24 protein-coding genes are annotated in these 23,692 nt (G+C 32.1%); 14 read left to right on the top strand and 10 right to left on the bottom strand.

Translation table 11 applies throughout. The features are described from left to right. Nucleotides 1–18 precede the first annotated feature (18 nt). Together BFJ87_RS09720 and BFJ87_RS09715 are read right to left on the bottom strand one after the other, a co-directional pair. A complete protein-coding gene (locus tag BFJ87_RS09720; protein WP_077403459.1) occupies nt 19–2,592 on the bottom strand; it encodes a zinc-dependent metalloprotease in 2,574 nt (857 codons plus the stop codon). 91 nt (nt 2,593–2,683) lie between these two features. Further along, complete coding sequence (locus BFJ87_RS09715) at nt 2,684–4,255, bottom strand: histidine kinase (protein WP_077403456.1); 1,572 nt, start codon at nt 4,253–4,255, stop codon at nt 2,684–2,686. Between the two features lie 230 nt (nt 4,256–4,485). Here BFJ87_RS09715 and BFJ87_RS09710 point away from each other — a divergent pair, with 230 nt between their 5' ends. From BFJ87_RS09710 to BFJ87_RS09700, 3 genes are all read left to right on the top strand, one after another. After that, a complete protein-coding gene (locus BFJ87_RS09710; RefSeq protein ID WP_077403453.1) occupies nt 4,486–5,205 on the top strand; it encodes a 3-ketoacyl-ACP reductase in 720 nt (239 codons plus the stop codon). A gap of 81 nt (nt 5,206–5,286) precedes the next feature. Continuing rightward, nucleotides 5,287–5,658, top strand: coding sequence for a hypothetical protein (locus BFJ87_RS09705; RefSeq protein WP_077403450.1), 372 nt, complete (start codon nt 5,287–5,289; stop codon nt 5,656–5,658). A 4-nt stretch (nt 5,659–5,662) separates the two neighbouring features. After that, nucleotides 5,663–6,052 (top strand): VOC family protein, encoded by a 390-nt coding sequence (locus BFJ87_RS09700; protein ID WP_077403447.1) that lies wholly within the window; start codon nt 5,663–5,665, stop codon nt 6,050–6,052. Nucleotides 6,053–6,055: 3 nt separating this feature from the next. Here the strand turns inward: BFJ87_RS09700 and BFJ87_RS09695 are convergent, their stop codons facing one another. Beyond that, a complete protein-coding gene (locus BFJ87_RS09695) occupies nt 6,056–6,418 on the bottom strand; it encodes a DUF983 domain-containing protein (protein WP_077403444.1) in 363 nt (120 codons plus the stop codon). 95 nt (nt 6,419–6,513) lie between these two features. Between BFJ87_RS09695 and BFJ87_RS09690 the strand changes: the two genes are divergently transcribed. The 5 genes from BFJ87_RS09690 (at nt 6,514) to BFJ87_RS09670 (ending at nt 10,904) form a co-directional block, all read left to right on the top strand. After that, nucleotides 6,514–7,389 (top strand): helix-turn-helix domain-containing protein, encoded by an 876-nt coding sequence (locus BFJ87_RS09690; RefSeq protein WP_077403441.1) that lies wholly within the window; start codon nt 6,514–6,516, stop codon nt 7,387–7,389. Nucleotides 7,390–7,421: 32 nt separating this feature from the next. After that, complete coding sequence (locus tag BFJ87_RS09685) at nt 7,422–8,306, top strand: LysR substrate-binding domain-containing protein (protein WP_077403438.1); 885 nt, start codon at nt 7,422–7,424, stop codon at nt 8,304–8,306. A 77-nt stretch (nt 8,307–8,383) separates the two neighbouring features. After that, nucleotides 8,384–9,310, top strand: coding sequence for a YeiH family protein (locus BFJ87_RS09680; RefSeq protein ID WP_077403435.1), 927 nt, complete (start codon nt 8,384–8,386; stop codon nt 9,308–9,310). A 126-nt stretch (nt 9,311–9,436) separates the two neighbouring features. Beyond that, entirely contained in the window at nt 9,437–9,988 is a 552-nt protein-coding gene (locus BFJ87_RS09675) for a TetR/AcrR family transcriptional regulator (RefSeq protein WP_077403432.1), read from the top strand. Nucleotides 9,989–10,043: 55 nt separating this feature from the next. Continuing rightward, nucleotides 10,044–10,904, top strand: a complete 861-nt coding sequence (locus tag BFJ87_RS09670) for an SDR family oxidoreductase (protein ID WP_077403429.1) — start codon at nt 10,044–10,046, stop codon at nt 10,902–10,904. A gap of 65 nt (nt 10,905–10,969) precedes the next feature. Here the strand turns inward: BFJ87_RS09670 and BFJ87_RS09665 are convergent, their stop codons facing one another. Then, nucleotides 10,970–11,479: an acyl-CoA thioesterase gene (locus BFJ87_RS09665; protein ID WP_077403426.1), complete on the bottom strand. Its 510-nt coding sequence runs from the start codon at nt 11,477–11,479 to the stop codon at nt 10,970–10,972. A 60-nt stretch (nt 11,480–11,539) separates the two neighbouring features. Continuing rightward, nucleotides 11,540–12,487 carry an HU domain-containing protein gene (locus tag BFJ87_RS09660; RefSeq protein ID WP_077403423.1) on the bottom strand — a complete coding sequence of 316 codons (948 nt, stop codon included), beginning with the start codon at nt 12,485–12,487 and terminating at the stop codon, nt 11,540–11,542. 104 nt (nt 12,488–12,591) lie between these two features. On the opposite strand from BFJ87_RS09660, the gene dprA reads away from it, so the two are divergent. Further along, on the top strand, nt 12,592–13,692 hold the full coding sequence (dprA, locus tag BFJ87_RS09655; protein ID WP_077403420.1) for a DNA-processing protein DprA: 1,101 nt from the start codon (nt 12,592–12,594) through the stop codon (nt 13,690–13,692). 276 nt (nt 13,693–13,968) lie between these two features. Next, complete coding sequence (locus BFJ87_RS09650; protein ID WP_077403417.1) at nt 13,969–14,721, top strand: BamJ family beta-barrel-assembly machinery protein; 753 nt, start codon at nt 13,969–13,971, stop codon at nt 14,719–14,721. A 29-nt stretch (nt 14,722–14,750) separates the two neighbouring features. On the opposite strand, the gene trpS is transcribed toward BFJ87_RS09650, so the two are convergent. Continuing rightward, nucleotides 14,751–15,719: a tryptophan--tRNA ligase gene (trpS, locus tag BFJ87_RS09645; RefSeq protein WP_077403414.1), complete on the bottom strand. Its 969-nt coding sequence runs from the start codon at nt 15,717–15,719 to the stop codon at nt 14,751–14,753. Nucleotides 15,720–15,864: 145 nt separating this feature from the next. Between trpS and BFJ87_RS09640 the strand changes: the two genes are divergently transcribed. Further along, nucleotides 15,865–16,623 (top strand): lysophospholipid acyltransferase family protein, encoded by a 759-nt coding sequence (locus BFJ87_RS09640; RefSeq protein ID WP_077403411.1) that lies wholly within the window; start codon nt 15,865–15,867, stop codon nt 16,621–16,623. Here BFJ87_RS09640 and BFJ87_RS09635 read toward each other — a convergent pair. The 4 genes from BFJ87_RS09635 to recA form a co-directional block, all read right to left on the bottom strand. Further along, nucleotides 16,620–18,077, bottom strand: coding sequence for an outer membrane beta-barrel protein (locus BFJ87_RS09635; protein ID WP_077403408.1), 1,458 nt, complete (start codon nt 18,075–18,077; stop codon nt 16,620–16,622). The genes BFJ87_RS09640 and BFJ87_RS09635 overlap by 4 nt on opposite strands. A gap of 25 nt (nt 18,078–18,102) precedes the next feature. After that, on the bottom strand, nt 18,103–18,669 hold the full coding sequence (locus tag BFJ87_RS09630; RefSeq protein WP_077403405.1) for an RNA polymerase sigma factor: 567 nt from the start codon (nt 18,667–18,669) through the stop codon (nt 18,103–18,105). Nucleotides 18,670–18,699: 30 nt separating this feature from the next. Continuing rightward, nucleotides 18,700–19,125 (bottom strand): hypothetical protein, encoded by a 426-nt coding sequence (locus BFJ87_RS09625; protein WP_077403402.1) that lies wholly within the window; start codon nt 19,123–19,125, stop codon nt 18,700–18,702. 143 nt (nt 19,126–19,268) lie between these two features. Continuing rightward, nucleotides 19,269–20,276 (bottom strand): recombinase RecA, encoded by a 1,008-nt coding sequence (gene recA, locus BFJ87_RS09620; RefSeq protein WP_077403498.1) that lies wholly within the window; start codon nt 20,274–20,276, stop codon nt 19,269–19,271. Between the two features lie 291 nt (nt 20,277–20,567). Here recA and trhO point away from each other — a divergent pair, with 291 nt between their 5' ends. The 3 genes from trhO to BFJ87_RS09605 all read left to right on the top strand — a co-directional run bounded on the left by trhO (nt 20,568) and on the right by BFJ87_RS09605 (nt 23,690). Further along, nucleotides 20,568–21,599, top strand: a complete 1,032-nt coding sequence (gene trhO, locus BFJ87_RS09615) for an oxygen-dependent tRNA uridine(34) hydroxylase TrhO (protein ID WP_077403399.1) — start codon at nt 20,568–20,570, stop codon at nt 21,597–21,599. Between the two features lie 245 nt (nt 21,600–21,844). Continuing rightward, nucleotides 21,845–23,218, top strand: coding sequence for a PSP1 domain-containing protein (locus BFJ87_RS09610; protein ID WP_077403396.1), 1,374 nt, complete (start codon nt 21,845–21,847; stop codon nt 23,216–23,218). Then, on the top strand, nt 23,205–23,690 hold the full coding sequence (locus BFJ87_RS09605) for a gliding motility lipoprotein GldH (RefSeq protein WP_077403393.1): 486 nt from the start codon (nt 23,205–23,207) through the stop codon (nt 23,688–23,690). Before BFJ87_RS09610 ends, BFJ87_RS09605 begins: the two co-directional genes overlap by 14 nt. The last annotated feature ends 2 nt before the right edge of the window (nt 23,691–23,692 follow it).

The following is a 23,692-nucleotide window of genomic DNA, read 5'->3' as shown; positions in this document are numbered from 1 at the left end:
GGTATTTAGGGGTTAAAATTAGAATTTTAATGTGTTTTTAATACGATAAATCAAATCATTATAATGCGCTTGCGTATTTGCATCGCCTTTACGCTTCTTTTTTAGTAACAATTGCAATACATTTTGCAACTCTTGGCGCTTGTATGACGCTATTTCTGACGTGCGCGTCATAGAAGTAAAATTTATGTTACGTGCTTGCTTTTCTTCTGCTAATGCAACTGCACAAAAAGTAGTTGGTTTAAAAAAGCTTGCAGTACTAAGTTTGTCAACTGTTGTTTTTTCTAAAATTTTTTGTGTGTCTATTAGCAAAACATCTACATAGTTTTTTTGTGTCATACGCTCTACTAATGTTAAAGACGCTCCTTTTTCAGTTCTTTTAAAAATATGTGAACGTAAGTCTGTAAATAACTCTTGTACAGTATAGCGGGCTTGTTGTTGTGGATTATATAAGTTAGCCTCTACCATACGCAGTAAGCGCTCATTATTAAGTAACTTATACAACGTATTGTATTGTAAAGATCTAGACAAGGTATAAGGTGCTTGCTCAAAAGGTCCTAATGGCGAATCCTTAATTGCATATGTGTACTTTAAAACCGGATTAAAAAACAACCACTCTGGTATGGTTAATACATTTTTATTTAGGTATGCTACAGCATCTTTTTGTAATTGGTAAGGTACTGGTTGGTATGTTAACTTGCCATCTTTATGCTGTGTAGAGTTAAGGTAAATACCACCAACGTTGTTAGTAACATGGTCATTATACATACTCCATTGCCCAATAATGTCCATATATAATTTACCCGTGTTGTAATAATCATCACCTTCTTGGTATGTCCATTCCTCTAAATTATTGGCAACACGTTTTAAGTTTTTTAGTCCGTATGTACTTGCCAACATTGCGTTATCTCCTAAATCTTCAGATTGTGACCTAGGATCTACAGTGTTTAAATGCGGTTGTTGTTCTCCATAAAAATAAAGTGGATTATTAGCGTGGCTATCTACCAATGCTTTTAATTGTTGTTTTTCTTCTAAGCGTGATCTAAACCATTGGTAGCCCCATTGTATAGCATAAGTATCATACAAGCCTATTTTTGGTGTAATAGCCGTAACGTTATCTTCTGGTTGCGCAACATAATTGTAACGAGCATAATCCATTATTGAAGGCGCAGTACCGCCCATTTTATCTGTAAATGTTTTAGAGCGAAGGGAATCTACCGGGAAACTATGGGAAGCACCCATATTGTGCTTTAATCCAAAAGTATGGCCTACTTCATGAGAAGACACAAACCTAATTGCTTCTCCCATATGCGCATCATTAAATACATTAGCTCTAGACTTGCTGTCTATAGGTCCGGTTTGTACACGCATCCAACTTTGCAAGGATGTCATTACGTTATGCCACCAAATAATATCTGCCTCTATAATCTCTCCGCTTCGTGGATCTACAACAGATGGTCCCATAGCATTTGCTTGCGGAGATGCTGCATAAGTAATTACAGAATAACGCACATCATCAACATCAAAATCTGTATCATTAGCATCTGGTTCCTTTGCTATGATTGCATTTTTAAAACCAGCTTTTTGAAAGGCAACTTGCCAATCTACTACACCTTGCTTTATATAACTTCTCCACTGTTTAGGTGTTGCAGGATCTATATAGTAAACAATTGGTTTTTTTGGTTCTACCAATTTACCACTTAAGTACTTACCTACATCTTCTGGTTTAGGCTCTAAACGCCACCTAGTAATAAACTCTTGCTTTTTCATAGCCTGTTGTTTATCATTAAAAGACCAGTGTTTTTCTGTAAAAAAACCAACACGCTTATCTAGTTCCCTTGCTTGCATAGGTACTTTAGGTAGCAATACTATGTTGCTAGTTACACCTAAGGTTACGTACATAGTAGGTCCGCCTTCATTAACTGTTGTAGTTAATAAAGATTTTACCACAATATTTTTAGGGAACGATTTAACTTTTTGAATGTACGATAAGTCACTTTTAACACTGCCACCTAAACCAACATTATTAAGCACATCATTAAAACTTTTTTCTTTACCGTTAAAAACCTTATTAACCTTTATTAATGGTGCATTTGTTTTAGGATTATAACTTTCAATATCAAACTTTTCTATAATAGATTCTGCAAAATTGTCTTTTACAGACAAGGTAATAGCATCATCTTTTGGAGAAGAAACCATTGGGTTACTTGTTTTAACCCAAATTGTTTTAGACAAACTATCTTTATGAAACGTAATTAATTTGTTTTCATAATTCATTCCTTTATTTAACCCGTGCTCATTTATTGCTAAAGGAACCTGAGATATTTTATTAACTATTAAAAATTGCCTTGTAAAAAGACTATCAGAAATTTCAAAGTAGTAATCGGTATCAGTTTTTATAACAGAAAACAGGCCTTTAGTTACTGTTGCATCTTTTAAAAGTTTAGCATAATCTTTATACCCTTTATTTAGGCTATCTTTAGATTGTTCATTATCTTTTTTATTGTCTTTTTGAGCAGAAACACCAACTGTACTTCCTAAAAAAAGAATAAATAGCACTATTTTAACTATAAATGCAGACTGATTTTTACGCATAATGAGGTTATAATTTTGCCTAAAAATCTGTGTTTTACTAAATACTCACAAAAAAAGGAGAGTGAGTGGGTATTATTAAGGAGTGAATGAACTATTTAATAATAATGTAAGGTAAATTACATATATACTGAGAATTTTTCTGGTAATTTGTAAAATTATTTACATTATAATAAGCGTAAATGTTTTTTAGATAGTCTATTCCAAAGTGATTGCTTTTTTGAGGAGTTGCTATTGGTTGGTAATTATTTTTCACTTCTACTCCTATTTTATTTATAGTTACTGTTATAGTGAGCGGATTACTTTTAGTTGCCGTATTGTGCTTAATAGCATTTTCTACAAGGGTTTGCAATGCTAAAAAAGGAATGTATTTGTTTTCTGCCAGATTAACATCACCCAAAATAATCACTTCTAAACTTTTACCAAAACGGGTTTGCTGCAAGTAAATATACTCTTTAAGTAACTCTAGCTCATTTTTTACTAGGGTAATATTGTTAGCTGGCGGTGTAATAAAATAACGGTAGAGCTTAGATAGCTTTAAAGCAAAGGTTTTAGATTTTTCTTTATTTATATCTATTAACATATACAAAGAGTTAAGAGCGTTAAATAAAAAATGTGGATTTATTTGCTCTTTTAATTGTTGCAATTGCAAAAAAGAACTCTCTTTTTCGGCAATTTCTTTTTGTACAATTAAATTATTTTTCTCCTTTAGTAAACGCTCCTTTTCTTTGTATTGTTTTTTATTACGCTGATTAAAAAAATAAAATACAAATAGTAATAATATGGTAGATATACCATAGATTAGAAAAGTGTATTGCCTAATTTTAGTAACATTTTCTTCACTAATATTTTTAGGAGAACTTACTGCAATATACCAAGAGGTTTCTTTTAATTGCAAGGGCTGTAGGTAACGTATAACATCTAATTGTAAATACTCAGACTTTACAACGCTTGGCACCTGATTATTAACTGTTAACTCTATGGTATCCTTAGGAGATATAGAACTAAATGTAAACACACTTTTACCTAATAAATTTTCATCTGGATGTAATAAAACCAAACCATCTTTATTAAAAACATAAGCGTAATTAATAGATTTAGAGTCTACGTTTGCAAAATAACGTTGCAAATCTTTTAATGCAATATCATACCCTAAAAATAGAGAGTCTTTTGCAGCAGTAACTACAGCAAGCTTATTACGCCAAACATACCCAGTAGAAGTAGGCACAATTACACTTTGCTTTTTTACTACTGCTAAAGATTTATCTTTGTTTTTAAAAGATAAAACAGTGTCTTGCAAGGTTTCTATAGATGCTAGCGTATCTGTAGATTGCGTAAAAGATACTTTTTGCCATGAAATTAGTGAGTCTAATTGTTTTGGCTGAAAAGAAACCCATGTATTAAAATTTTGCTGTAACTCATCTACAGAGCTAGAGCCATTAACAATAGTTTCTAATCTTGCTAAAAAATCCTCTAAACGTGTAAGCTCTTGGTAAACGTCATCGTACTTTTCTCTAAAATTACGTTTGGCAATATCTTCACTTACAATAGTAATTTCATCTGTAATTAAATAGCTTAAAGCCAAAGTACTTAACACTGTAACTATAACCATTACAAGTATTAATGTGGTGTATTTAATTTTAGAAAAAAAACGAATTATTTTCATTAAAAAAAGTAGGTTATAGTACTTGCAAATGTAATTAAACAAAATTGAGTATTAGAATGCAAATCACTTTCTTTAACATATAATAAATGTAACTACCTAACACATAATAACAAATCAAATCTTAACAAAAAACCAACACTTATAACGAATTAAAAACCTTTATTGTTCTTTATTTTTGTACAACCATATAAAGTACTACACTTTACTTATTAAAGCAAAACATATAAAAAATGGAACAAATAAAAGGACAAAAAGCTCTAATTACCGGTGGTAGTAGAGGACTTGGTAAGGCTACGGCTTTAGCACTTGCAAAAGAGGGTGTATCTGTTGCCATAACAGGAAGAAATAAAGAAACATTAGAAGCTACCGTGGCAGAAATTAAGGCTTTAGGGGTAGATGCTACTTATGCTGTTTTTGATGTTAGTAACCAAGAAGAAGTAAAAAAAGGAATTGCGTCTGTTTTTAATAATTTTAAAAGCATAGACATTTTAATTAACAACGCTGGTATTGCTGCTTTTGGTTCCTTTAATGATATGGAGGTAAACCAATGGGCACAAATAATGCAAACCAACGTCATGGGCGTTTATTATGTTACTAAAGAAGTTTTACCGCATTTAATAGAGAAAAACGCTGGAGATATAATTAATGTGTCTTCTACAGCTGGTTTAAATGGTAATGCAAACACATCTGCTTATTCTGCTTCTAAATTTGCTGTTATTGGTATGTCTGAGTCATTGATGAAAGAAGTACGCAAAAATAACATTAGAGTAAACACCCTTACACCAAGTACAATTGCATCAGATATGTCTATAGATTTAGGCATTGCAAATAAAGACTCTAAAGATAGTGTACTGCAGCCTGAAGACTTTGCAGAGCTAATTGTTGCTGGTTTAAAATTACCTAGGCGAGCTATGCTTAAAAACGCTTCATTATGGTCTACCAATCCATAAAAACAACTAATGTATTGCGCTAAAAATAATAGCGCAATACTTTTTTCAGGTTTATACTATTTACCATCTAATGACCACTAAATGCCTTTAGAAAAAAAACCAAATAAACTTGAATCTAAAAAGAGTTTTTATAAAACTATTGAAAACCATTACAAACCAATAGTTGACGATAAAATACCAAAAAGTATATTGTCTGATTTATGCTTGTATTTAGCACACTCACTACACAAGTCTTACAAAATACTAAGAAAAAAACACCCAAAGTCTAAAGACCGATTTTCCAAATTTAATACAGTAGACCTACACTACCCTTTTACGCAATATGGTATTACAAATTTTTTAAAAGGAAAAGATGCTGTAAATTACACAACCTACTGCAAAATACTTTTTAAAATGAATGACGAAGAACTTGCAAAATATTTAAAAGAAAAACACACATACGAAACAAAATAATAAGATGAACCACATTAAAAACGCCACTTTATTAGTTCTTAATTATGATGATACCATTGCGTTTTACACACAAAAACTAAATTTTATTCTGGTTGAAGATGTACAACTTGGTGATGGTAAAAGGTGGGTTACAATACAAGCAAAAGACCAACCTAATTTTGCATTGGTAGTAACACTTGCAAATACAGACTTACAAAAAGCAACTGTAGGCAAACAAGCTGGTGATGGTGTTGCATTTTTTATGCAGACAAATGATAGTAATAGAGATTACGTAACTTTTAGTAAAAACGGCGTTCAATTTTTACAAAAACCCACAAAACAACCCTATGGTACAGTTGCAATTTTTAAAGATTTGTACGGTAATAAGTGGGATTTAATTGAGCCTGCTAAATAGCAATTAGGCTTTCTTTTCTTTATAAAAAAGATAAATCCAAATAATTCTAGAATACCTGTAGTTAAAAGTACTTAAAATAAGAGCAAAAAACAGTACACCAAAAAAAGTATACAGAATTGGCATTTTCAAAATAAAATAAAAAAGAATAGAAAATGCTATAAATTCTGCCACAGCCAACGCATAACTAACAAACATTGCTCCAAAGAAAAAGCCAGGTTCTTTCTCAAACTTAAAATTGCAATTTTTACACACAGCATCCATCTCCGGAATAGATAGTAAAAACAACCCTTGTGCCGCATTAAAAATATTTCTTTTTTTACACTGCGGACATTTTCCTTTTAAAAGCGATGATACTAATGATGCCATAATTTATTTTTTTTACAAAGGTAATTTCTATCCTACTAAAAAAGGTAGTACAAATTTCTCCATTATTTGTACTTTTAGGACATTTTAAACACTATATGAAAATTATTCCTGTACTAAATATTGAACAGTTTGAACACAAGGTTCCTTTAAGCGACTTTTACAGCAATGATTTAGTCACACATTTACAAAAAAATGCCACTGTTGTAAATAAACCACATAGTCACAACTTTTACCTATGCGTTCTGTTTACCAAAGGTAAAGGTGTTCATGAAATAGATTTTAACAGTTATGAGGTTAATACTGGTAGTGTTTTCTTCTTAAAACCAGGACAAACACACCATTGGAAATTTACAAGTGATCCTGAGGGTTACATTTTTTTTCATACTCAGGATTTTTATGAGATGCATTTTTCAACCAGTAAACTAGAACAATTTCCTTTTTACTACTCTCACAAAAACACTCCATCTTTAAATATAAATAGGCATAAGCTTGCACAATTAGCTCCCATTTACAAATCTATAAACAATGAGTATTATGATAACTTGCCCTATAAAAAACAAAAAATAGCAAGTTTAATTCATACCGTATACATAGACTTAGCTAGATTATACAACACAGAAACTATTACAACAGAAACAAACTCTGTTGCATATATAGAAACATTACGAGCCTTAGAAAAAGAGATAGAAGCACATTATAAAACAGAGAAATCTGCGCAATTTTATGCAGACCGTTTACACATTACCGCAAAACATTTAAATCGTATTTGCAAAGCAACAATAAACAAAACAACAACAGAGTTAATTACAGAACGTGTAGTTTTAGAATCTAAAAGGTTATTGGTGCACTCCAAAAACACAATGTCATCAATCTCTGAAAATTTAGGCTTTAAAGATTATGCCTATTTTTCAAAAGTATTTAAATCTAAAACCAATTTAACTCCACTAGAGTTTAAAAAAAGTTATCAGTAATTTTGTAATCCTAGGTTGCTAAATTTTTATCTATGAAAAATAAACTTCACATATTTAAAAGCGTTGCACAGCACGCTAGTTTTACCAAAGCAGCAGAGCAGTTATTTATATCACAACCAGCAATATCTAAAGCTATTCGTAACTTAGAAAACAACTATAAATGTGCATTTTTTATTAGAAAAAGAAACTCTATAGAACTTACTGCAGATGGTAAAGCCTTTTTGGTTTACGTAAACAGAATTTTAGATATTTACGCAGAAATAGATCAGCAATTTTTACATAAAGAAAAAACATTCCCAGATGAAATTAGCTTTGGTGCAAGTACTACAATTGCTAATTATATTTTGCCAAAAGTAATAGCTAAGTTTAAAACTCAGTTTCCTAACACCAATGTAAAAATTGACAGTGAAAACTCTGATGAAATAGAAGAATTAATTTTAAATCAACAAATAGATTTTGGAATTACAGAAGGCAAAAACACAAATCCAAAGTTACATTTTACTAAGTTTATTAAAGATGAAATTGTTCTGGTAACCAACAGTAAAAATAGTAACCACAAAAAAGGAATAATTAATTTAAATGAGTTAAAAAACTTACCAATTGTAGAACGCGAAATTGGTTCTGGCACCAAAAAAATAATTCAACAATTTTTGCACCAAAACAATATAAAAAAATTAAATACCGTAGTTACCTTAAATAGTACGGAAGCTATTAAAAACTATCTATACTATTCTAACAGTTATGCATTACTATCTATAAATGCAGTTACAGAAGATTTACTACACAACAAGCTAAAAATTATTGACATTAAAAACTTTAGTTTGGAACGCTGGTTTTATTTTGTATTTAGAACAGGCTACCAAAATGCTACTATGAGTAGCTTTGAAAAATACATTCGCTCTAATTATAACTTTTAGTTATAACACATAGCTTAAATGTTTGCAAAATAGTTATATGTTACTAGTAGTTTTGTATCAGATTAATATAGTTTGATATGAAGACACTAATTACAAAACTTCTCTATTTTAGTATAGTTATAGCCACAATAAGCGGATTAATAAACAGTGCAACCGCACTAACATTAGGTTTTGTTTTTACACTAATTTTTAAAAATCCTTTTAAAACGTATAGCCACAAAGCTATTCACTACTTTTTAAAAGTATCTGTTGTTGGTTTAGGTTTTGGAATGTTTATAAAAGAAACTATACAAACAGGTAAAGATGGTTTAAGTCTTACTTTTTTATCTATAATGCTTACCGTAAGTTTGGGGTTAATACTAGCCCGACTTTTAAAAATGGATTTAAAACTGGGGCATTTAATTACCTCAGGAACAGCTATATGTGGCGGCAGCGCTATTGCTGCTATTGCTCCTGTTATAAAGGCTAACGGAAAAATAATAAGCATTGCATTAGGTGTGGTATTTTTACTTAACTCAATTGCTCTATTTTTATTCCCTGCTGTGGGTAATTGGCTTGGGCTCAGTCAGTCACAATTTGGGCTCTGGTGTGCTATTGCTATACACGATACTAGCTCTGTAGTTGGTGCTGCTTTAGATTATGGAGACCAAGCTCTTAAAATAGCAACAACCGTAAAATTATCTAGAACACTATGGATTATACCTCTGTCTATTTTATCTATGTTTATTTTTAAAACTAAAGGAGAAAAAATAAAAATTCCGTATTTTATTTTACTATTTATTGTCGCTATTATAGTTAATAGCTACCATATACTACCCACTTTTGCAACCACTAACATTGTACTATATTCAAAACGTTTATTAGTACTTACATTGTTTATTGTGGGAACAACCATTTCTCTAAAGGACTTAAAAGCAACAGGACCAAAACCTATTGTTTTAGCTGTTTGCCTATGGATTTTTATCTCTTTATTTTCACTAACATACATTCTACAAATGAGCTAAATAACAATTGATATGTTTAAGAATTAGTTTGTCATTTTTCTAAAAAAAAAGAGGCTTTTACACTTTTAACAAAATTTTTAATTGAGGTATTTGGAATATATATTCCAAAAATTATACCTTTGCCCTATGAATAAAAAAGAAACCATAGTACAAGCAGCTTTAGAGTTATTAGTAGAAAACGGTATACACGCTACACCTGTTTCTGCAATAGCAAAAAAAGCTAATACAGGTATGGGAACTATTTACAATTATTTTGAAAGTAAAGAAGTACTAATTAATACTATTTACGTAGCTATTAAAGAAGAAGAAAAAAAAGTTTTAGATACTGTGTTTAATAATGATTTACCAGTTAAAATTCAGTTTGAAAAATACTATACTATTGTAATAGAATTTTTCACTAAAAACAAATTGTATTTTGGATTTATGGATCAATTACAAGCTTCACCAATAATAACTAACGAGAGTAAAACTGTAGGTTACAATGCCATTGAAGGTGCAATAGCTCTCCTTATAAAAGGAAAAAAAGAACATATTATTAAAAACATAGATAATGATGAGCTACTACAATTTATAGGAGGTTCTATATTATCGTATTTAAGGTGGATAAATATGCCTGGTAATAACAATAAATCTTTAAAAAACCAGATTAATTTGGTTTGGGACGCAATAAAAGAGTAAAAAAAATTTAACCAAAATTTGGAATGAACATTCAATCCAATTAAAACAAATAAGTATGAAAAAAAACGTATTAATTACAGGAACATCAACAGGAGTAGGTTTAGAAACCGCTCTAGTATTTGCTAAACAGGGGTATAAAGTTTATGCAACTATGCGGAACCTAGACAAAAGCAATACATTAAAACAAAAAATTAAAGAAGAAAATCTAGATATTGAAATTCTAGAACTGGATGTAACCAAACAGGAAACAATTTCTAAAACTGTAGAATACATTATTACTAAAGATAAAAAAATAGATATACTGATAAATAATGCAGGCGCAGGATTTGCTAAAACATTAGAACAGGCTTCTACTGAAGAAATAGAATGGGTTAACAATGTTAACTACCTAGGTGTTGTGTATGCCACAAAAGCTGTTTTGCCATATATGAGAAAACAAAAAGCCGGGCGTATAATTACTGTATCATCTGTGGGCGGTTTAATTGGTCAGCCGTTTAATGAGCTATACTGTGCTGCTAAATTTGCAGTAGAGGGTTTTATAGAAGCTTTGGCTACGTATGTGGGCCCATCTTTTAATATAAAATTCTCCGTAGTAGAACCTGGTGGTATTTCTACCGAATTTATGAAATCTGCAATAAGTAATACAGCTATAAACGGACAATTTGCAACTGGAGAATACGAACCAATTTTTGCTAAATATTTAGAAGGAAATCAACGTAGAGCTAATGAAGAAGCAGAAAATACATACCAAACTCCTTTAGAAGTTGCCACAGTTATTGCCAGCATAGCAGAGAATGAACATCCGCCATTGCGCAAAAGAACATCAAAATGGGCAGAAGAGTTTACCAAATTGAAGACTGCGTTAGACCCAGACGGCTTAAAACAGATACAGCAAATAACAAAAACATTTTTATAATACCAATTAGTATTAATTTTACAACTAAAACACTATTAATCAGCTACCATAAAATATACCATTTGTTATTTATCTATAAATATTGCTTTTAATTCAGTTGCATCTTTAGGCTTTAGTTTACCTGCAAGCACTAAACTTAATTGTTTTCTACGTAAAGCAGCATCAAAACGCTCAATTTCTAAATCAGTTTCAGGAATTAATGCTGGTACTTCAGTTGGTTTCCCTGTATCATCTACAGCAACAAAAGTGTAAATAGCCTCATTTGCTTTGGTTTTTTCACCGCTAAACCTATCTTCTATCCAAACATCAATAAAAATCTCCATAGAGGTTTTAAAAGCTCTAGATACAGCTGCTTCTACCGTAACAACACTTCCCACAGGAACAGATCTGTTAAAAGCTACGTGGTTTACAGATGCAGTTACAACTATACGTCTGCTATGTCTACGTGCAGCTATACTTGCAGCCCTGTCCATACGTGCTAACAGTTCGCCACCAAACAAGTTGTTTAGAGGATTGGTCTCACTAGGGAGTACCAAATCTGTCATAACTGTTCTACTATCTTTAGGTGTGTGCATTCTCTATTTTTTAAATTTTGCGCAAAGATACTGCGCTTTTAGTTTAAAAAAGAAAATATTTTATTTTACTGAAAGTAACCAAGCATCTGAAGATACACTTGATTTAATTTTTTGCAAAAATTTTAAACCTTCGTTAGCATCGCTAAAACTAGCATAAGCTACTTGGTGCAAACCATATTTGTTTACGCCAACATACAAAGCATTGTAACCTTGTTCTTTTAGCTCTTCTATTTTACGATTTGCATTTGTTTGCACTCTAAATGCACCAGCAATTACATAATGCTCTTGTGATGCTGGCTTGGCAATAATATCTAAAGATAGAGAGGGTAACTCTAAAGGTGTAGTATCAAAAAAGGTTGCCTCTTGTATAGTTCTAGATATTTGCTCTTGTGCATCTTGCTGTGCAATTTCTTGTATTGCAACAGTTGTATTGTAGTAACGTAAACCAGTTAAACCAGTAGAAATTGCCAATAACGCAATTGCTGCATATTTTAAATAAGGTCTAAATGTTTTAGTTTTTCTTTTCTCTGGTGTTATAATAAATGGTACTTCCTCTTCTAAAGTAACCACTTCTTCTTTTAACACTTCTCTAGTAATTGGTGATGCTACTACTGCTGACAAACCAAAAGAGGTTGTTAAGTAATTAACTTGGTTAGCTGGTAAAAATTGAATTTTCTGGTCTTCATTTAAAAACAACTCACCAACAGAACCAAACTTAATTCTTTGTCCCAATTTTAACATTCTCTTCCAATGCTCAACTTCCTTTGTCAACGCTTGTAAAACTACTTCAAAAGTAGATTTTTCTGCCGTTGCAATATATGTTATTAACAAGCCATCATTAGAATTTACTTGTTGGTTAAACGAAACTATCTTAGTAGGTGGCGTAAAGGTATTACTAGCCTCATCCAGTTCAGCAGATTTTTTTTGCGTTAAAAAAGCCCCAAACTCAGGTATTACAACACAGTTGTACCTATATAATAATTCTTCAATATATTGTTCTGTTCGCATTGTGGCAAATATTGTAAAAATTCATCTTTCTTTTAACATTTGGCATAACTTTTTATTAACATTTTAATTGTTGTATTTTGTAGCCAATTACAGAACACCTCTAAATGACTACAACAGAATTAATTGCAACTTTAAGACTACAGAGCATTCCTAATATTGGAAGCGTAACCGCTAAAAAATTAATTGCACATTGTGGTAGCGCTTCGCAAATTTTTAGCAGTTCAAAAGCAGATCTTTTAAAAATTGATGGCATTGGAACACTAAAACTGAAAAATATTTTTGATACAGCTCATTTAGATGCTGCAGAAGAAGAACTTCAATATATTGAGAAAAACAATATTGAAACCCTCTATTTTAAAGATGAAGAGTATCCAGATTATCTAAAACACGCTATAGATGCCCCTATTTTACTGTTTAAAAGAGGTAATATCAACCTAAAAAACCGAAAAATAATTAGTGTAGTTGGTACGCGTAAAATTACAAGCTATGGCACAGCATTTTGTGAAAAATTTATAGCAGATATAGCGCCTTTAAATCCTGTTATTGTAAGTGGTTTTGCATACGGAGTAGACATTTGCATACAAAAAGAAGCTATTAAACACGGTTTGCAAACCATTGGCTGCTTGGCCCATGGCTTAAACCAAATTTATCCAAAAGTACATAGCAAATACACAGCAGACATAGAAAAAAATGGTGGATTTTTAACAGAATTCTGGAGTACCAGCACACCAGAACGCGAAAATTTCTTAAAGCGGAACAGAATTATTGCTGGACTAAGTGAGGCTACAGTGGTAATAGAATCTGCAGAAAAAGGTGGCAGTTTGGTAACAGCAGATATGGCACACGGTTATAACAGAGAGGTTTTTGCAGTTCCTGGCAGAGCGCAAGATAAATATAGCTTAGGATGCAACAACTTAATTAAGCAACAAAAAGCACAAATGATAACCTCTGCTGCAGATGTTGTTTATTTGTTAGATTGGCAACCCAAACAAGAGCCAAAAATTACACAACAACAATTGTTTGTAGAGCTCACCGAGATAGAACAACAAATACACTCTTTTTTACAAACTGAAGGCAAACAATTACTAGACACTATTGCTATAGCTTGTAATATTCCTGTATTTAAAACCTCGTCTACATTACTTAATATGGAAATGAAAGGAGCTATTAGACCCTTACCCGGAAAATTGTTTGAAGCTATATAAAATCACTATAAAAAAAGCATTAATACTGCACTAACCCATCTAAAATAAACAAACTAGTTAGTTTGCTGCCCAAGTAAACAATAGCTTGCTGTACATAAATAAAGTTGTTGGTCTAATAAATATATCTAATAATCCTAAAAAATATAATGGTTATTGTTGTAAAATTTTACACAACATACCAAGTAGTTTGTTTTAATAAATTATTAAATAGAAAATTAGACTTGAAGAAATACTACAGATTTTGGTTATTTTTGAGTGAAAATTTAGAAAACAAAAATGAAAAAATTAGTAGTAGCAGCATTAGCTCTTTGTATATGCACCGTTAGTTATGCTCAAAAAAAGAAAGACTTAATAAAGGAAGTAGCCGCTTTAAAATCTGAAGCTTCTATCCTAAAAAATGAGTTAAATGAGCTTAAAAAAGCCAAAGAAGTAAACCTAAACGACAGTATACACAAATTTAGTTACGCATTTGGTGTTGAAATAGGAAGTAACCTTAAAATGGTAGGCATAAAGTCTATTAATTATGATGTTTTTGCAGTTGCTTTTGAAGAAACTTTAAATGGCAACGAAAAAATAGCTAAAGTAGATGCTAGTGATTTAATTCGTAAAAACATTTCTGAGCTAAAAGAACTGGAAGCTAAAAAACAGCGTAAAGAGGGTGAGCTATTTTTAGCAGAAAACGCTAAAAGAGAAAGTGTAAAAACTACCGAAAGCGGATTACAATACGAGATATTAACTGCAGGAAATGGAGCAAAACCAACTGCTGATGATGAAGTAGAAGTACATTATGAGGGTAAACTTATAGACGGAACTATTTTTGATAGTTCTATACAACGTGAAGAATCTATAGTTTTTGGCGTATCACAAGTTATAAAAGGATGGACAGAAGCTCTACAATTAATGCCTGTAGGCTCTAAATATCGAATTTATATTCCTCAAGAACTAGCGTATGGTGAGAGAGGAGCAGGAGGCCAAATACCTCCTTACGCCGCTTTAATTTTTGATGTAGAATTAATTTCTATTAAATAATATAACCATCAGTAGCTTAAGAGCAGAAGTTAGTAACCAACTTTTGCTCTTACTCTATTTAATACCTCATTTGCAACTGCAGATGCTTTTGCTGCTCCTTTTGCTAAAGCAGCATCTACCTCATCCAAATTATCCATATAGTAATTGTACTTTTCACGTGCATCTGCAAACTTGTCTACAATAAGTTCAAACAACTCTTGCTTGGCGTGTCCGTAACCATAATTACCTCCTTTATACTTAGCACGCATTTCTTCAACCTGTTGTGGTGTTGCTAATATTTTATACAGTTCAAAAACATTATCACCTTCTGGCTCTTTAGGGTCTTCCATTGGTGTACTATCTGTCTGTATGCCCATAATTTGTTTTCGCAACTTTTTATCTGTCTGAAACAAATTAATTAAGTTTCCCTTACTCTTACTCATTTTATCGCCATCTGTACCCGGAATAAACTTAGACTCCTCTTGTACTTTTCCTTGTGGTAAAACAAATGTTTCTCCTAGTTGCGCATGAAACCTAGAGGCTACATCCCTAGTAATTTCTAAATGTTGCATTTGATCTTTACCCACAGGCACAATCTCAGCGTCATACAACAATATATCTGCCGCCATAAGCATAGGGTAGGTAAACAACCCAGCATTAACATCTTCCAACCTATCTGCTTTATCTTTAAAAGAATGTGCTAAGGTTAATCTTTGGTACGGAAAAAAACAGCTTAAATACCATGATAATTCTGTGGTTTGCGGAACATCACTTTGTCTATAAAAAACAGTTTTTTCAATATCTAATCCAAAAGCAAGCCAGGTAGCAGCTACAGCATAGGTGTTGTTACGTAATTCTTCTCCGTTTTTTATTTGCGTTAGTGAATGCATATCTGCAATAAAAAGAAAAGATTCGTTTTTAGGGTCGTTTGCCATTTCTATAGCTGGCATAATTGCCCCTAAAATATTCCCCAAATGTGGCACTCCTGTGCTCTGTACTCCTGTTAAAACTCTTGCCATTTTATTTAAAATAATTGTAAAAATCAAAGGTAGTGCAAATAGAAGAATAGACCAACATTTTGGTTTTTGCTTTTTTTGAATTTACTACAATTTAAAAAGTAAACTTTTTTAACCATAGTTTTAATTAATTGCTATTTTTGAAGCTATGTTCACTCTTTTAAAAAACACAGGTCATTTACTATACAGAATTTGGTTTTATATACTTGTAGCACTGCCTATACTCTTATTTTTTCCGTTATTATTTATCTTTTGTATAAAAGAAAAATGGTATCCTTACTTTTTTTGGATGGCACGTAATTGTTGGGCAAGACCAATATTACTGGGTATGGGTTGCCCACAGCAAATAAAAAGAGAACAAAAAATAGAAAAAGGGAAAAGCTACATGTTAGTTGCAAACCACACCAGTATGTTAGACATTATGCTAATGCTCCGTGCTAGCAGAAACCCCTTTGTGTTTGTGGGTAAAAAAGAGTTGGTTAAAATTCCGCTTTTTGGCTTCTTTTACAAACGTGTGTGTATTATGGTAGACCGTAGTAATACCAAAAGTAGAACCGCCGTATATATGCGTGCACAAAGAAGATTAAAACAAGGACTAAGTATTTGTATTTTTCCTGAAGGTGGTGTGCCAGAGGAAGATGTTATTTTAGATGAGTTTAAAGATGGTGCTTTTAAAATGGCTATTGCCCATAAAATACCTATTGTGCCTATGACATTTTTAGACTGCAAAAAACGTTTTTCATTTACTTTTTTTAGCGGAAGCCCAGGTTTATTGCGCGTAAAAATTCATTCCTTTTTTGAAACCAAGGAGTTAGATGAAGAGCACAAAGCAACATTAAGAGAAGACGTACGAAACGTTATACTTAAAGAGCTACAAAGCAAAAAACCAACTGGTATATCTTTTTAAAACTTAAAACTAAGACCACTATAAACGCCCACAGAAAAAGGCTGAAAATCTCCAGAGCTATTAGAAAATGTATTTAATTGGTATTTAAACATTGGCTCTACGCTTAACTGCATTTTAGGCGTAAACATGTAATTAAGTCCAAAACCAACATTAGTACTAAAATTAAGACTATTAATATTATTAGACTCTCCTATTTTAGTTACTAAATCATCAGATTCTAAGGAAATAGAATTATCTACTAAAAACAAAGAACTTACACCGCCTATCAGGTTTACACCAAATTTACCCTCTGTAAGCGCATAATTAAGCTCTAAAGGAACCTCTAAATACCCAAATTGCTGTACCATTTTACCCTCTCTACTAGTACTTTTATTTGCATAACTAAATTCCTCTGATTTTGGACTGCTCGGTACTAAAAGTGCATCTGAATCTGTTTGTATAACTATACTTTCTGCATTTGAACTGTAATCTATTGTATTAACCATACTATTACTTTTAGGATCAAAAGCAGACTTAAAAAAAACATTATTGGTATTGTAGCCATAGTCTACCTTATGTACACCAGAGCGTATACTTAATTTCTTATTTACAGTATAAGCTACAGTTACACCGTAACTCATATTTACATTACCAGACTTTGAGTTTGATACAAAACTAGGGTCTACAGGAGAACCATCTTTTAAAGAATTAAAATATACTGGCGCCACATTAGCACCTACAGACCACTTGTCTTTTTTTACAGACGCAACAGCTTTTTCTTCGGTCTCATTTATGGCATCATAAATAGATTTTTTACCAATAGTATCTGCACTTACAACTGCTTCTTCTATTTCTTTAGAAAAAAATTGTTCTTTTTCTTCTTTTAGGTTTGGTGTTGATTTTGTTTCAACACTATCTACCTTACCTAATTCTTTGTTGTGCTTTGCCGCATTTTTAACTAAAGCAGCTGCAATAACACTATTCTCTCTGTTTTTAACAGTTAATAAAGTTGTAGCTTTTTCTCTTGTTACTTTATGTTTTTGTGTAGCTGTAAAAGTATTAGCTTTGTTCTTATTGGTTACAGATGCATTATTAACGTGTTCTTTATTTGTAGTAGTTACAACAGAACCTTCATTAATAGGTAAATTAATATTGTTCTTACTAGTAGTGTCCTCTCCATTTATTTTTGCATTCTTATCTACAATTTCTGCATTTGTATTAGGCAATACCTTTTCTGTATCTGTAATTGCAGGCACTATTGCATCATCAGCCATAAAAAAAGGCTTTACCGCAAAAAACAACAAAGCAAAAACAGCAGCTATTCCGCCAAGTTTCCACCAGATAGGAATTACAAACCTATCTTTTTTCTTATCGTCTAAAGACGCATTTAGCCGCTGCCAAACTTTATCATCTGGCATTTCTCCAAAGTCTTTAAACTTATCCTGGAATAGCTTATCTAAATTTTCTTTACTCATTTTAATATTTATATACCAATTGCTATTAAAATTGCAACCAACAAAATAGCACTATTGCAACTACTATTTTTAGCTTTGTTTTTTCTATTTTATCCTTTAAAATTTGTCGCGCTCTTGCTAAGTTAGATTTAGATGTGCCTGCCGTTGTACCCAACAAATCTCCTATTTCTTTATGTGTATAACCATCTAGCACATATAAATTAAACGTGGTTCTGTATTTGTACGGCAACTCTTGTATGTAACTTAATAGCATTGACAAAGAAGGTGTGTCTTCCTCTACCTCAACCACTACAGGCTCCTCTATTTTTTCTTCTTCTTTTATAGCTACGTAGGTTTCCTTCCTGTATTTCTGTAAAACAGTATTAACGGTAATTCGTTTTATCCATCCATCAAAAGAACCATTAAACTTAAACTGACCAATTTTATTAAAAATGACCATAAAACTATCATGTAAATTGTCTTCTGCCTCTTCTTTATTTTTTGAATATTTTAAACAAACACCATAAAGCATAGGTGCGTAATGGCGGTAAAGTTGCTCTTGTGCAGCTCTATTGCCTTTTACACAGTTATGTATAGTTTCATTTAAGTCCAAAAAAAATAAAATGGTTGGTTATAAAATAGTTTATTGGTTTACTGGTACTGTAAACTCTATATACTGGTCTTCTCCGTCTTCATTTTGTCCTGTCCAAAATTTAAACAAATAATCTTCTTTGTAAATTACTTCAAAATCAAAATTTACTTCTACCTCTTCTGTACTTGCTTGGCAATTATCATTACCTATTAATTCTGTACCAATAGGATACACTTCTCTTTCTGTAAGTTGATGTTTATGAATGTCAAAACCCTCAAAATAAGTACAAGCATTAGGCTTAGCATAGGTAACATAAATGGTATATCTCTCTCCAAAATCAAAAGACTCTGGTACCTCTGCGCTAAGCACCTTTAAATTTACATATTTAAAATTAGTATCATCATCATCATCTAAAGAACAAGCGTTAAAAGAAAAGCTTATTACCAAAAGCATTAAAATACTTAAACTTTTTTTCATAATGTAATTAATTATATTGTTGTTATCTAGATGATTATTATTTGGTAGGGTTGCGTTAAAAACGACAAAATCCCGAAAAAATCGGGATTTTGTATACTTAAACCTTTTTAAAGGTTTATAAAGATATATTTTAAGATAAAAAATTAAGCTGTAACTGCCTTAATTGCTTCTTTAATTTTAACCTCTAACTCTTCAAGCAATTCTGGGTTATCTGCTAAAATATTTTTAACAGCATCCCTACCCTGACCAAGTTTTGTATCACCATAACTAAACCAAGAACCACTCTTTTTTATAATTTCATATTGCACACCCAGGTCTAAAATTTCTCCAACCTTAGAAACACCTTCTCCATACATGATATCAAATTCGGTAGTTCTAAACGGTGGTGCAACTTTGTTTTTAACAACTTTTACACGTGTTTTGTTACCTTGCACGTCACCATCTGTATTTTTAATTTGTGTAGATCTTCTTATATCTAAACGCACAGAAGCATAAAACTTTAAAGCATTACCACCAGTAGTAGTCTCAGGGTTACCAAACATAACACCAATTTTTTCTCTTAACTGGTTAATAAAAATTACCGTACAATTTGTTTTACTAATAGAACTTGTTAGTTTACGCAATGCTTGTGACATTAGTCTTGCATGTAAGCCCATTTTAGAGTCACCCATTTCACCTTCAATTTCACTTTTAGGTGTTAAAGCAGCAACAGAATCTACAATAACAATATCAATAGCACCAGACCTAATTAAATTATCTGCAATTTCTAAAGCCTGCTCACCATGATCTGGCTGAGAAATAATTAAATTATCTATATCTACTCCTAGTTTTTCTGCATAAAAACGATCAAAAGCGTGCTCTGCATCTATAAAAGCAGCAATACCACCAGCTTTTTGAGCCTCTGCAATAGCATGCAACGTTAATGTTGTTTTACCAGAAGATTCTGGTCCATATATTTCTATAACTCTACCACGAGGATAACCTCCTACGCCTAAGGCAATGTCTAACCCTAAAGATCCAGAAGATATAACAGCTACATCTTCTACAACTTTATCTCCCATTTTCATTACAGAACCCTTACCGTAAGTCTTATCTAGCTTGTCTAAAGTTAATTTTAACGCTTTTAATTTTGCTTCTTTTTCGTTGCTCATTTCTAATAGTGTTTGTACCGCTAAATTACCATTTCTTTTGTCATAATACAATGCCTACGCAACCTTTTTACCAAAGCTGCATCTACAAGGTGTGTTCACCTTCAATCTTAAAACGAAGGCGCCCTAAAATTATACATTTTTAAGGCAGGTTTATTTTTCCGCTTTGTTGGTTAAGTTGGAAAAAGCATCTAAAAAGGGTTTAACTTTGTGTTATAACCCTTTTTTGTTGCCCAAAACCTCAATATTTTATAGCTTTGCCGCTATTCTTTAACTTAATTAAATTAGTATAGCATGCAACTGTACAATACATTAAGCGCCAAAGAAAGAGCAGCCCTAATTGAAGAGGCTGGTAAGGAACGCCTAACCATTTCTTTCTATAAATATGCGCACATTGGCAACACCTCTTTATTTAGAGATCACCTATTTATAACTTGGGACCAATTAGAAGTTCTTGGTCGTATTTATGTAGCAACAGAGGGCATAAACGCTCAATTATCTGTTCCTGCAGAAAACTTTAATGCCTTTAAAGCACATTTAGATAGTATTACATTTTTAGAAAATGTACGCTTAAATATTGCTATTGAACAAGACAATATGTCTTTTTTAAAATTGAAGGTAAAAGTGCGCAATAAAATAGTTGCAGATGGTTTAAACGACAATGCTTTTGATGTAACAAACAAAGGGGTACACGTTAATGCCGAAAAATTTAACGAACTTATTGAAGATCCAAATACCGTTTTGGTAGATATGCGTAACCATTACGAAAGTGAAATTGGTCACTTTAAAAACGCTATTACTCCAGATGTAGATACTTTTAGAGACTCTTTAGATATTATAGAAAATGATTTAAAAGACCACAAAGAAGATAAAAAACTAGTAATGTATTGTACAGGCGGCATACGTTGTGAAAAAGCAAGTGCCTACTACAAACATAAAGGCTTTAAAAACGTTTACCAACTAGAAGGCGGTATTATTGAATATACAAGACAAGTAACCAACAAAAACCTAGAAAATAAGTTTATTGGTAAAAACTTTGTTTTTGATCATAGACGCGGTGAGCGCATTACAGATGATGTTATTGCAAACTGCCACCAATGCGGAGATCCTTGTGACACGCACGTAAACTGTGCTAATGAGGCCTGCCATTTGCTGTTTATACAATGTGAAAAATGCGCTACAGAAATGAACAATTGCTGCTCTACAGAATGTAAAGACATACACGCATTACCATATGAAACACAAAAAGAGCTTAGACGTGGCAAAACAGTAAGTAATAAAATTTTCAAAAAAGGAAGATCTGAAGTATTAAGGTACAAAAAATAGATTTTAAAAAACATAAAGCCAAAAATAAAAAGCTGCTAAAACACTTGTTTTTAGCAGCTTTTTTGTACCAAAATAACTACCAACATAAAACTATTTTACTCAGTTTAAATAATTAACATTTTACAATAAACTACTGTCTTATTTATTTCAACTTAAAAATAGTATCTTTACGGTTAAGTAAATTAATATGAACCTTTTTTGACAAGAAGTAGCTTTACTTTTTTAGTCAAATCAATATATATAATATGGGTTGTAGCAGTTGTTCAACTGGTAAAGACGGCCAACCAAAAGGATGTAAGAACAATGGTACTTGCGGAACAGATGGCTGTAATAAATTAACGGTTTTTGATTGGCTCTCTAACATGTCGTTGCCAAACGGGGCAGAGCCTTTTAATTGCGTAGAGGTACGCTTTAAAAATAGTAGAAAAGAATTTTTTAGAAACACAGATAAATTATCTCTAGCAATTGGAGACTTAGTAGTAACCGAAGCAAAATCTGGTTATGACGTTGGTATGGTAACACTTACAGGGGAACTTGTAAGAGTACAAATGAAAAAGAAGAAAGTTGCTATAGACAGTGATGACATTTTAAAACTATACCGAAAAGCTAGTCAAAAAGATGTAGATACGTGGCAAAATTGCAGGGATAGAGAAGAAGCCATTAAAAAACGAGCCCGGGAAATTGCAATTGCTCTTAACTTGCAAATGAAAATATCTGATGTTGAGTTTCAAGGAGATGGCTCTAAAGCTACATTTTATTACACAGCAGAAGACAGGGTAGATTTTAGACAGTTAATAAAAGATATGGCCAAAGCATTTTCTATACGTATAGAAATGCGCCAAATTGGCTACAGACAAGAAGCACAACGCTTAGGAGGTATTGGGTCTTGCGGCAGAGAGTTATGCTGTTCTACTTGGTTAACAGACTTTAGATCTGTTAGTACCGCTGCAGCACGCTACCAACAATTGTCTCTTAATCCTCAAAAGTTAGCTGGCCAATGTGGCAAACTAAAATGTTGCTTAAACTATGAGTTAGATGTGTATTTAGATGCCTTAAAGGATTTTCCTAGTCAAGACACTAAAATATTTACTGAAAAAGGTGTTGCATACTGTCAAAAAACAGACATTTTTAAAGAGATGTTATGGTTCTCTTACAAAGACGATGCAGCAAACTGGCATATGCTTACCAAAGATCAAGTAAATGAACTTGTTGCACTTAACAAGCAAAAAGAAAAAATTGTTAGCTTAGAAGATTATGCCTTAGAAAACATTGTTGAAGAAAAAGCAATGGTGTTTGAAAATGTTGTTGGCCAAGACAGTTTAACTCGTTTTGACAAACCAAAAAAGTCTAACAAAAAGAGACGCAACAATAATAAAAAACGCAACAACAACAACAACAACAACAACAACAACAACAACAACAACAACAACAACAACAACAACAACAACAACAACAATCCAAATAGCAAAAGACATAAACCAAAGCCTAACCCTAACAGCAAGAGCAACAACGCTAAAAGTCCGGCTAAAAAAAGACCTGTTACTAACAAAAAAAATAACAACCAAAATAGCAACAGCAACCCTAACAAAAAAAGACCTTCAAAAAATGCTAAGAAATAGTTTTATCATTTTTTTACTTGCACTCTTAGGTGCCTGCAACTCTAATATTGTAGAAACCAAATACAAGGCAACTAAAAATGGCGTTTGGAATAAAGATGAAATAATGAGTTTTTCATTTAATGCACCAGATACCATTAGCAGGTATAATGTATTTATCAACCTAAGAAATGATAATACATTTCCTTACAGCAACTTATTTTTAATATCAGAGTTAAGTTTCCCAAACGGAACCGTTATAAAAGACACCCTAGAATACCAAATGGCTAAACCAAATGGTGAGTGGCTAGGCAAAGGCAATGGAAGCGTAAAGGAAAATAAGCTCTGGCTTAAAGAAAACATCGTTTTCCCAGAAAACGGCGTATATACATTACAAATATCACAAGCTATGCGTAAAAATGGTAATGTAAACGGCATAGTAAATTTAGAAGGCATCACTGATGTTGGGTATCAAATAGAAAAAATTAAAGAATAGCA

Source organism: Cellulophaga omnivescoria, from assembly GCF_001999725.1.
Classification (GTDB): Bacteria; Bacteroidota; Bacteroidia; order Flavobacteriales; family Flavobacteriaceae; genus Cellulophaga; species Cellulophaga omnivescoria.
This window is presented reverse-complemented; position numbering and strand designations above follow the sequence as displayed.

Excerpts from the sequence above, each read along its gene's own strand:
- BFJ87_RS09720 (WP_077403459.1), bottom strand. The coding sequence starts at position 2,592 with ATGCGTAAAAATCAGTCTGCATTTATAGTTAAAATAGTGCTATTTATT.
- BFJ87_RS09715 (WP_077403456.1), bottom strand. The coding sequence starts at position 4,255 with ATGAAAATAATTCGTTTTTTTTCTAAAATTAAATACACCACATTAATA.
- BFJ87_RS09710 (WP_077403453.1), top strand. The coding sequence starts at position 4,486 with ATGGAACAAATAAAAGGACAAAAAGCTCTAATTACCGGTGGTAGTAGA.
- BFJ87_RS09705 (WP_077403450.1), top strand. The coding sequence starts at position 5,287 with ATGCCTTTAGAAAAAAAACCAAATAAACTTGAATCTAAAAAGAGTTTT.
- BFJ87_RS09700 (WP_077403447.1), top strand. The coding sequence starts at position 5,663 with ATGAACCACATTAAAAACGCCACTTTATTAGTTCTTAATTATGATGAT.
- BFJ87_RS09695 (WP_077403444.1), bottom strand. The coding sequence starts at position 6,418 with ATGGCATCATTAGTATCATCGCTTTTAAAAGGAAAATGTCCGCAGTGT.
- BFJ87_RS09690 (WP_077403441.1), top strand. The coding sequence starts at position 6,514 with ATGAAAATTATTCCTGTACTAAATATTGAACAGTTTGAACACAAGGTT.
- BFJ87_RS09685 (WP_077403438.1), top strand. The coding sequence starts at position 7,422 with ATGAAAAATAAACTTCACATATTTAAAAGCGTTGCACAGCACGCTAGT.
- BFJ87_RS09680 (WP_077403435.1), top strand. The coding sequence starts at position 8,384 with ATGAAGACACTAATTACAAAACTTCTCTATTTTAGTATAGTTATAGCC.
- BFJ87_RS09675 (WP_077403432.1), top strand. The coding sequence starts at position 9,437 with ATGAATAAAAAAGAAACCATAGTACAAGCAGCTTTAGAGTTATTAGTA.
- BFJ87_RS09670 (WP_077403429.1), top strand. The coding sequence starts at position 10,044 with ATGAAAAAAAACGTATTAATTACAGGAACATCAACAGGAGTAGGTTTA.
- BFJ87_RS09665 (WP_077403426.1), bottom strand. The coding sequence starts at position 11,479 with ATGCACACACCTAAAGATAGTAGAACAGTTATGACAGATTTGGTACTC.
- BFJ87_RS09660 (WP_077403423.1), bottom strand. The coding sequence starts at position 12,487 with ATGCGAACAGAACAATATATTGAAGAATTATTATATAGGTACAACTGT.
- dprA (WP_077403420.1), top strand. The coding sequence starts at position 12,592 with ATGACTACAACAGAATTAATTGCAACTTTAAGACTACAGAGCATTCCT.
- BFJ87_RS09650 (WP_077403417.1), top strand. The coding sequence starts at position 13,969 with ATGAAAAAATTAGTAGTAGCAGCATTAGCTCTTTGTATATGCACCGTT.
- trpS (WP_077403414.1), bottom strand. The coding sequence starts at position 15,719 with ATGGCAAGAGTTTTAACAGGAGTACAGAGCACAGGAGTGCCACATTTG.
- BFJ87_RS09640 (WP_077403411.1), top strand. The coding sequence starts at position 15,865 with ATGTTCACTCTTTTAAAAAACACAGGTCATTTACTATACAGAATTTGG.
- BFJ87_RS09635 (WP_077403408.1), bottom strand. The coding sequence starts at position 18,077 with ATGAGTAAAGAAAATTTAGATAAGCTATTCCAGGATAAGTTTAAAGAC.
- BFJ87_RS09625 (WP_077403402.1), bottom strand. The coding sequence starts at position 19,125 with ATGAAAAAAAGTTTAAGTATTTTAATGCTTTTGGTAATAAGCTTTTCT.
- recA (WP_077403498.1), bottom strand. The coding sequence starts at position 20,276 with ATGAGCAACGAAAAAGAAGCAAAATTAAAAGCGTTAAAATTAACTTTA.
- trhO (WP_077403399.1), top strand. The coding sequence starts at position 20,568 with ATGCAACTGTACAATACATTAAGCGCCAAAGAAAGAGCAGCCCTAATT.
- BFJ87_RS09610 (WP_077403396.1), top strand. The coding sequence starts at position 21,845 with ATGGGTTGTAGCAGTTGTTCAACTGGTAAAGACGGCCAACCAAAAGGA.
- BFJ87_RS09605 (WP_077403393.1), top strand. The coding sequence starts at position 23,205 with ATGCTAAGAAATAGTTTTATCATTTTTTTACTTGCACTCTTAGGTGCC.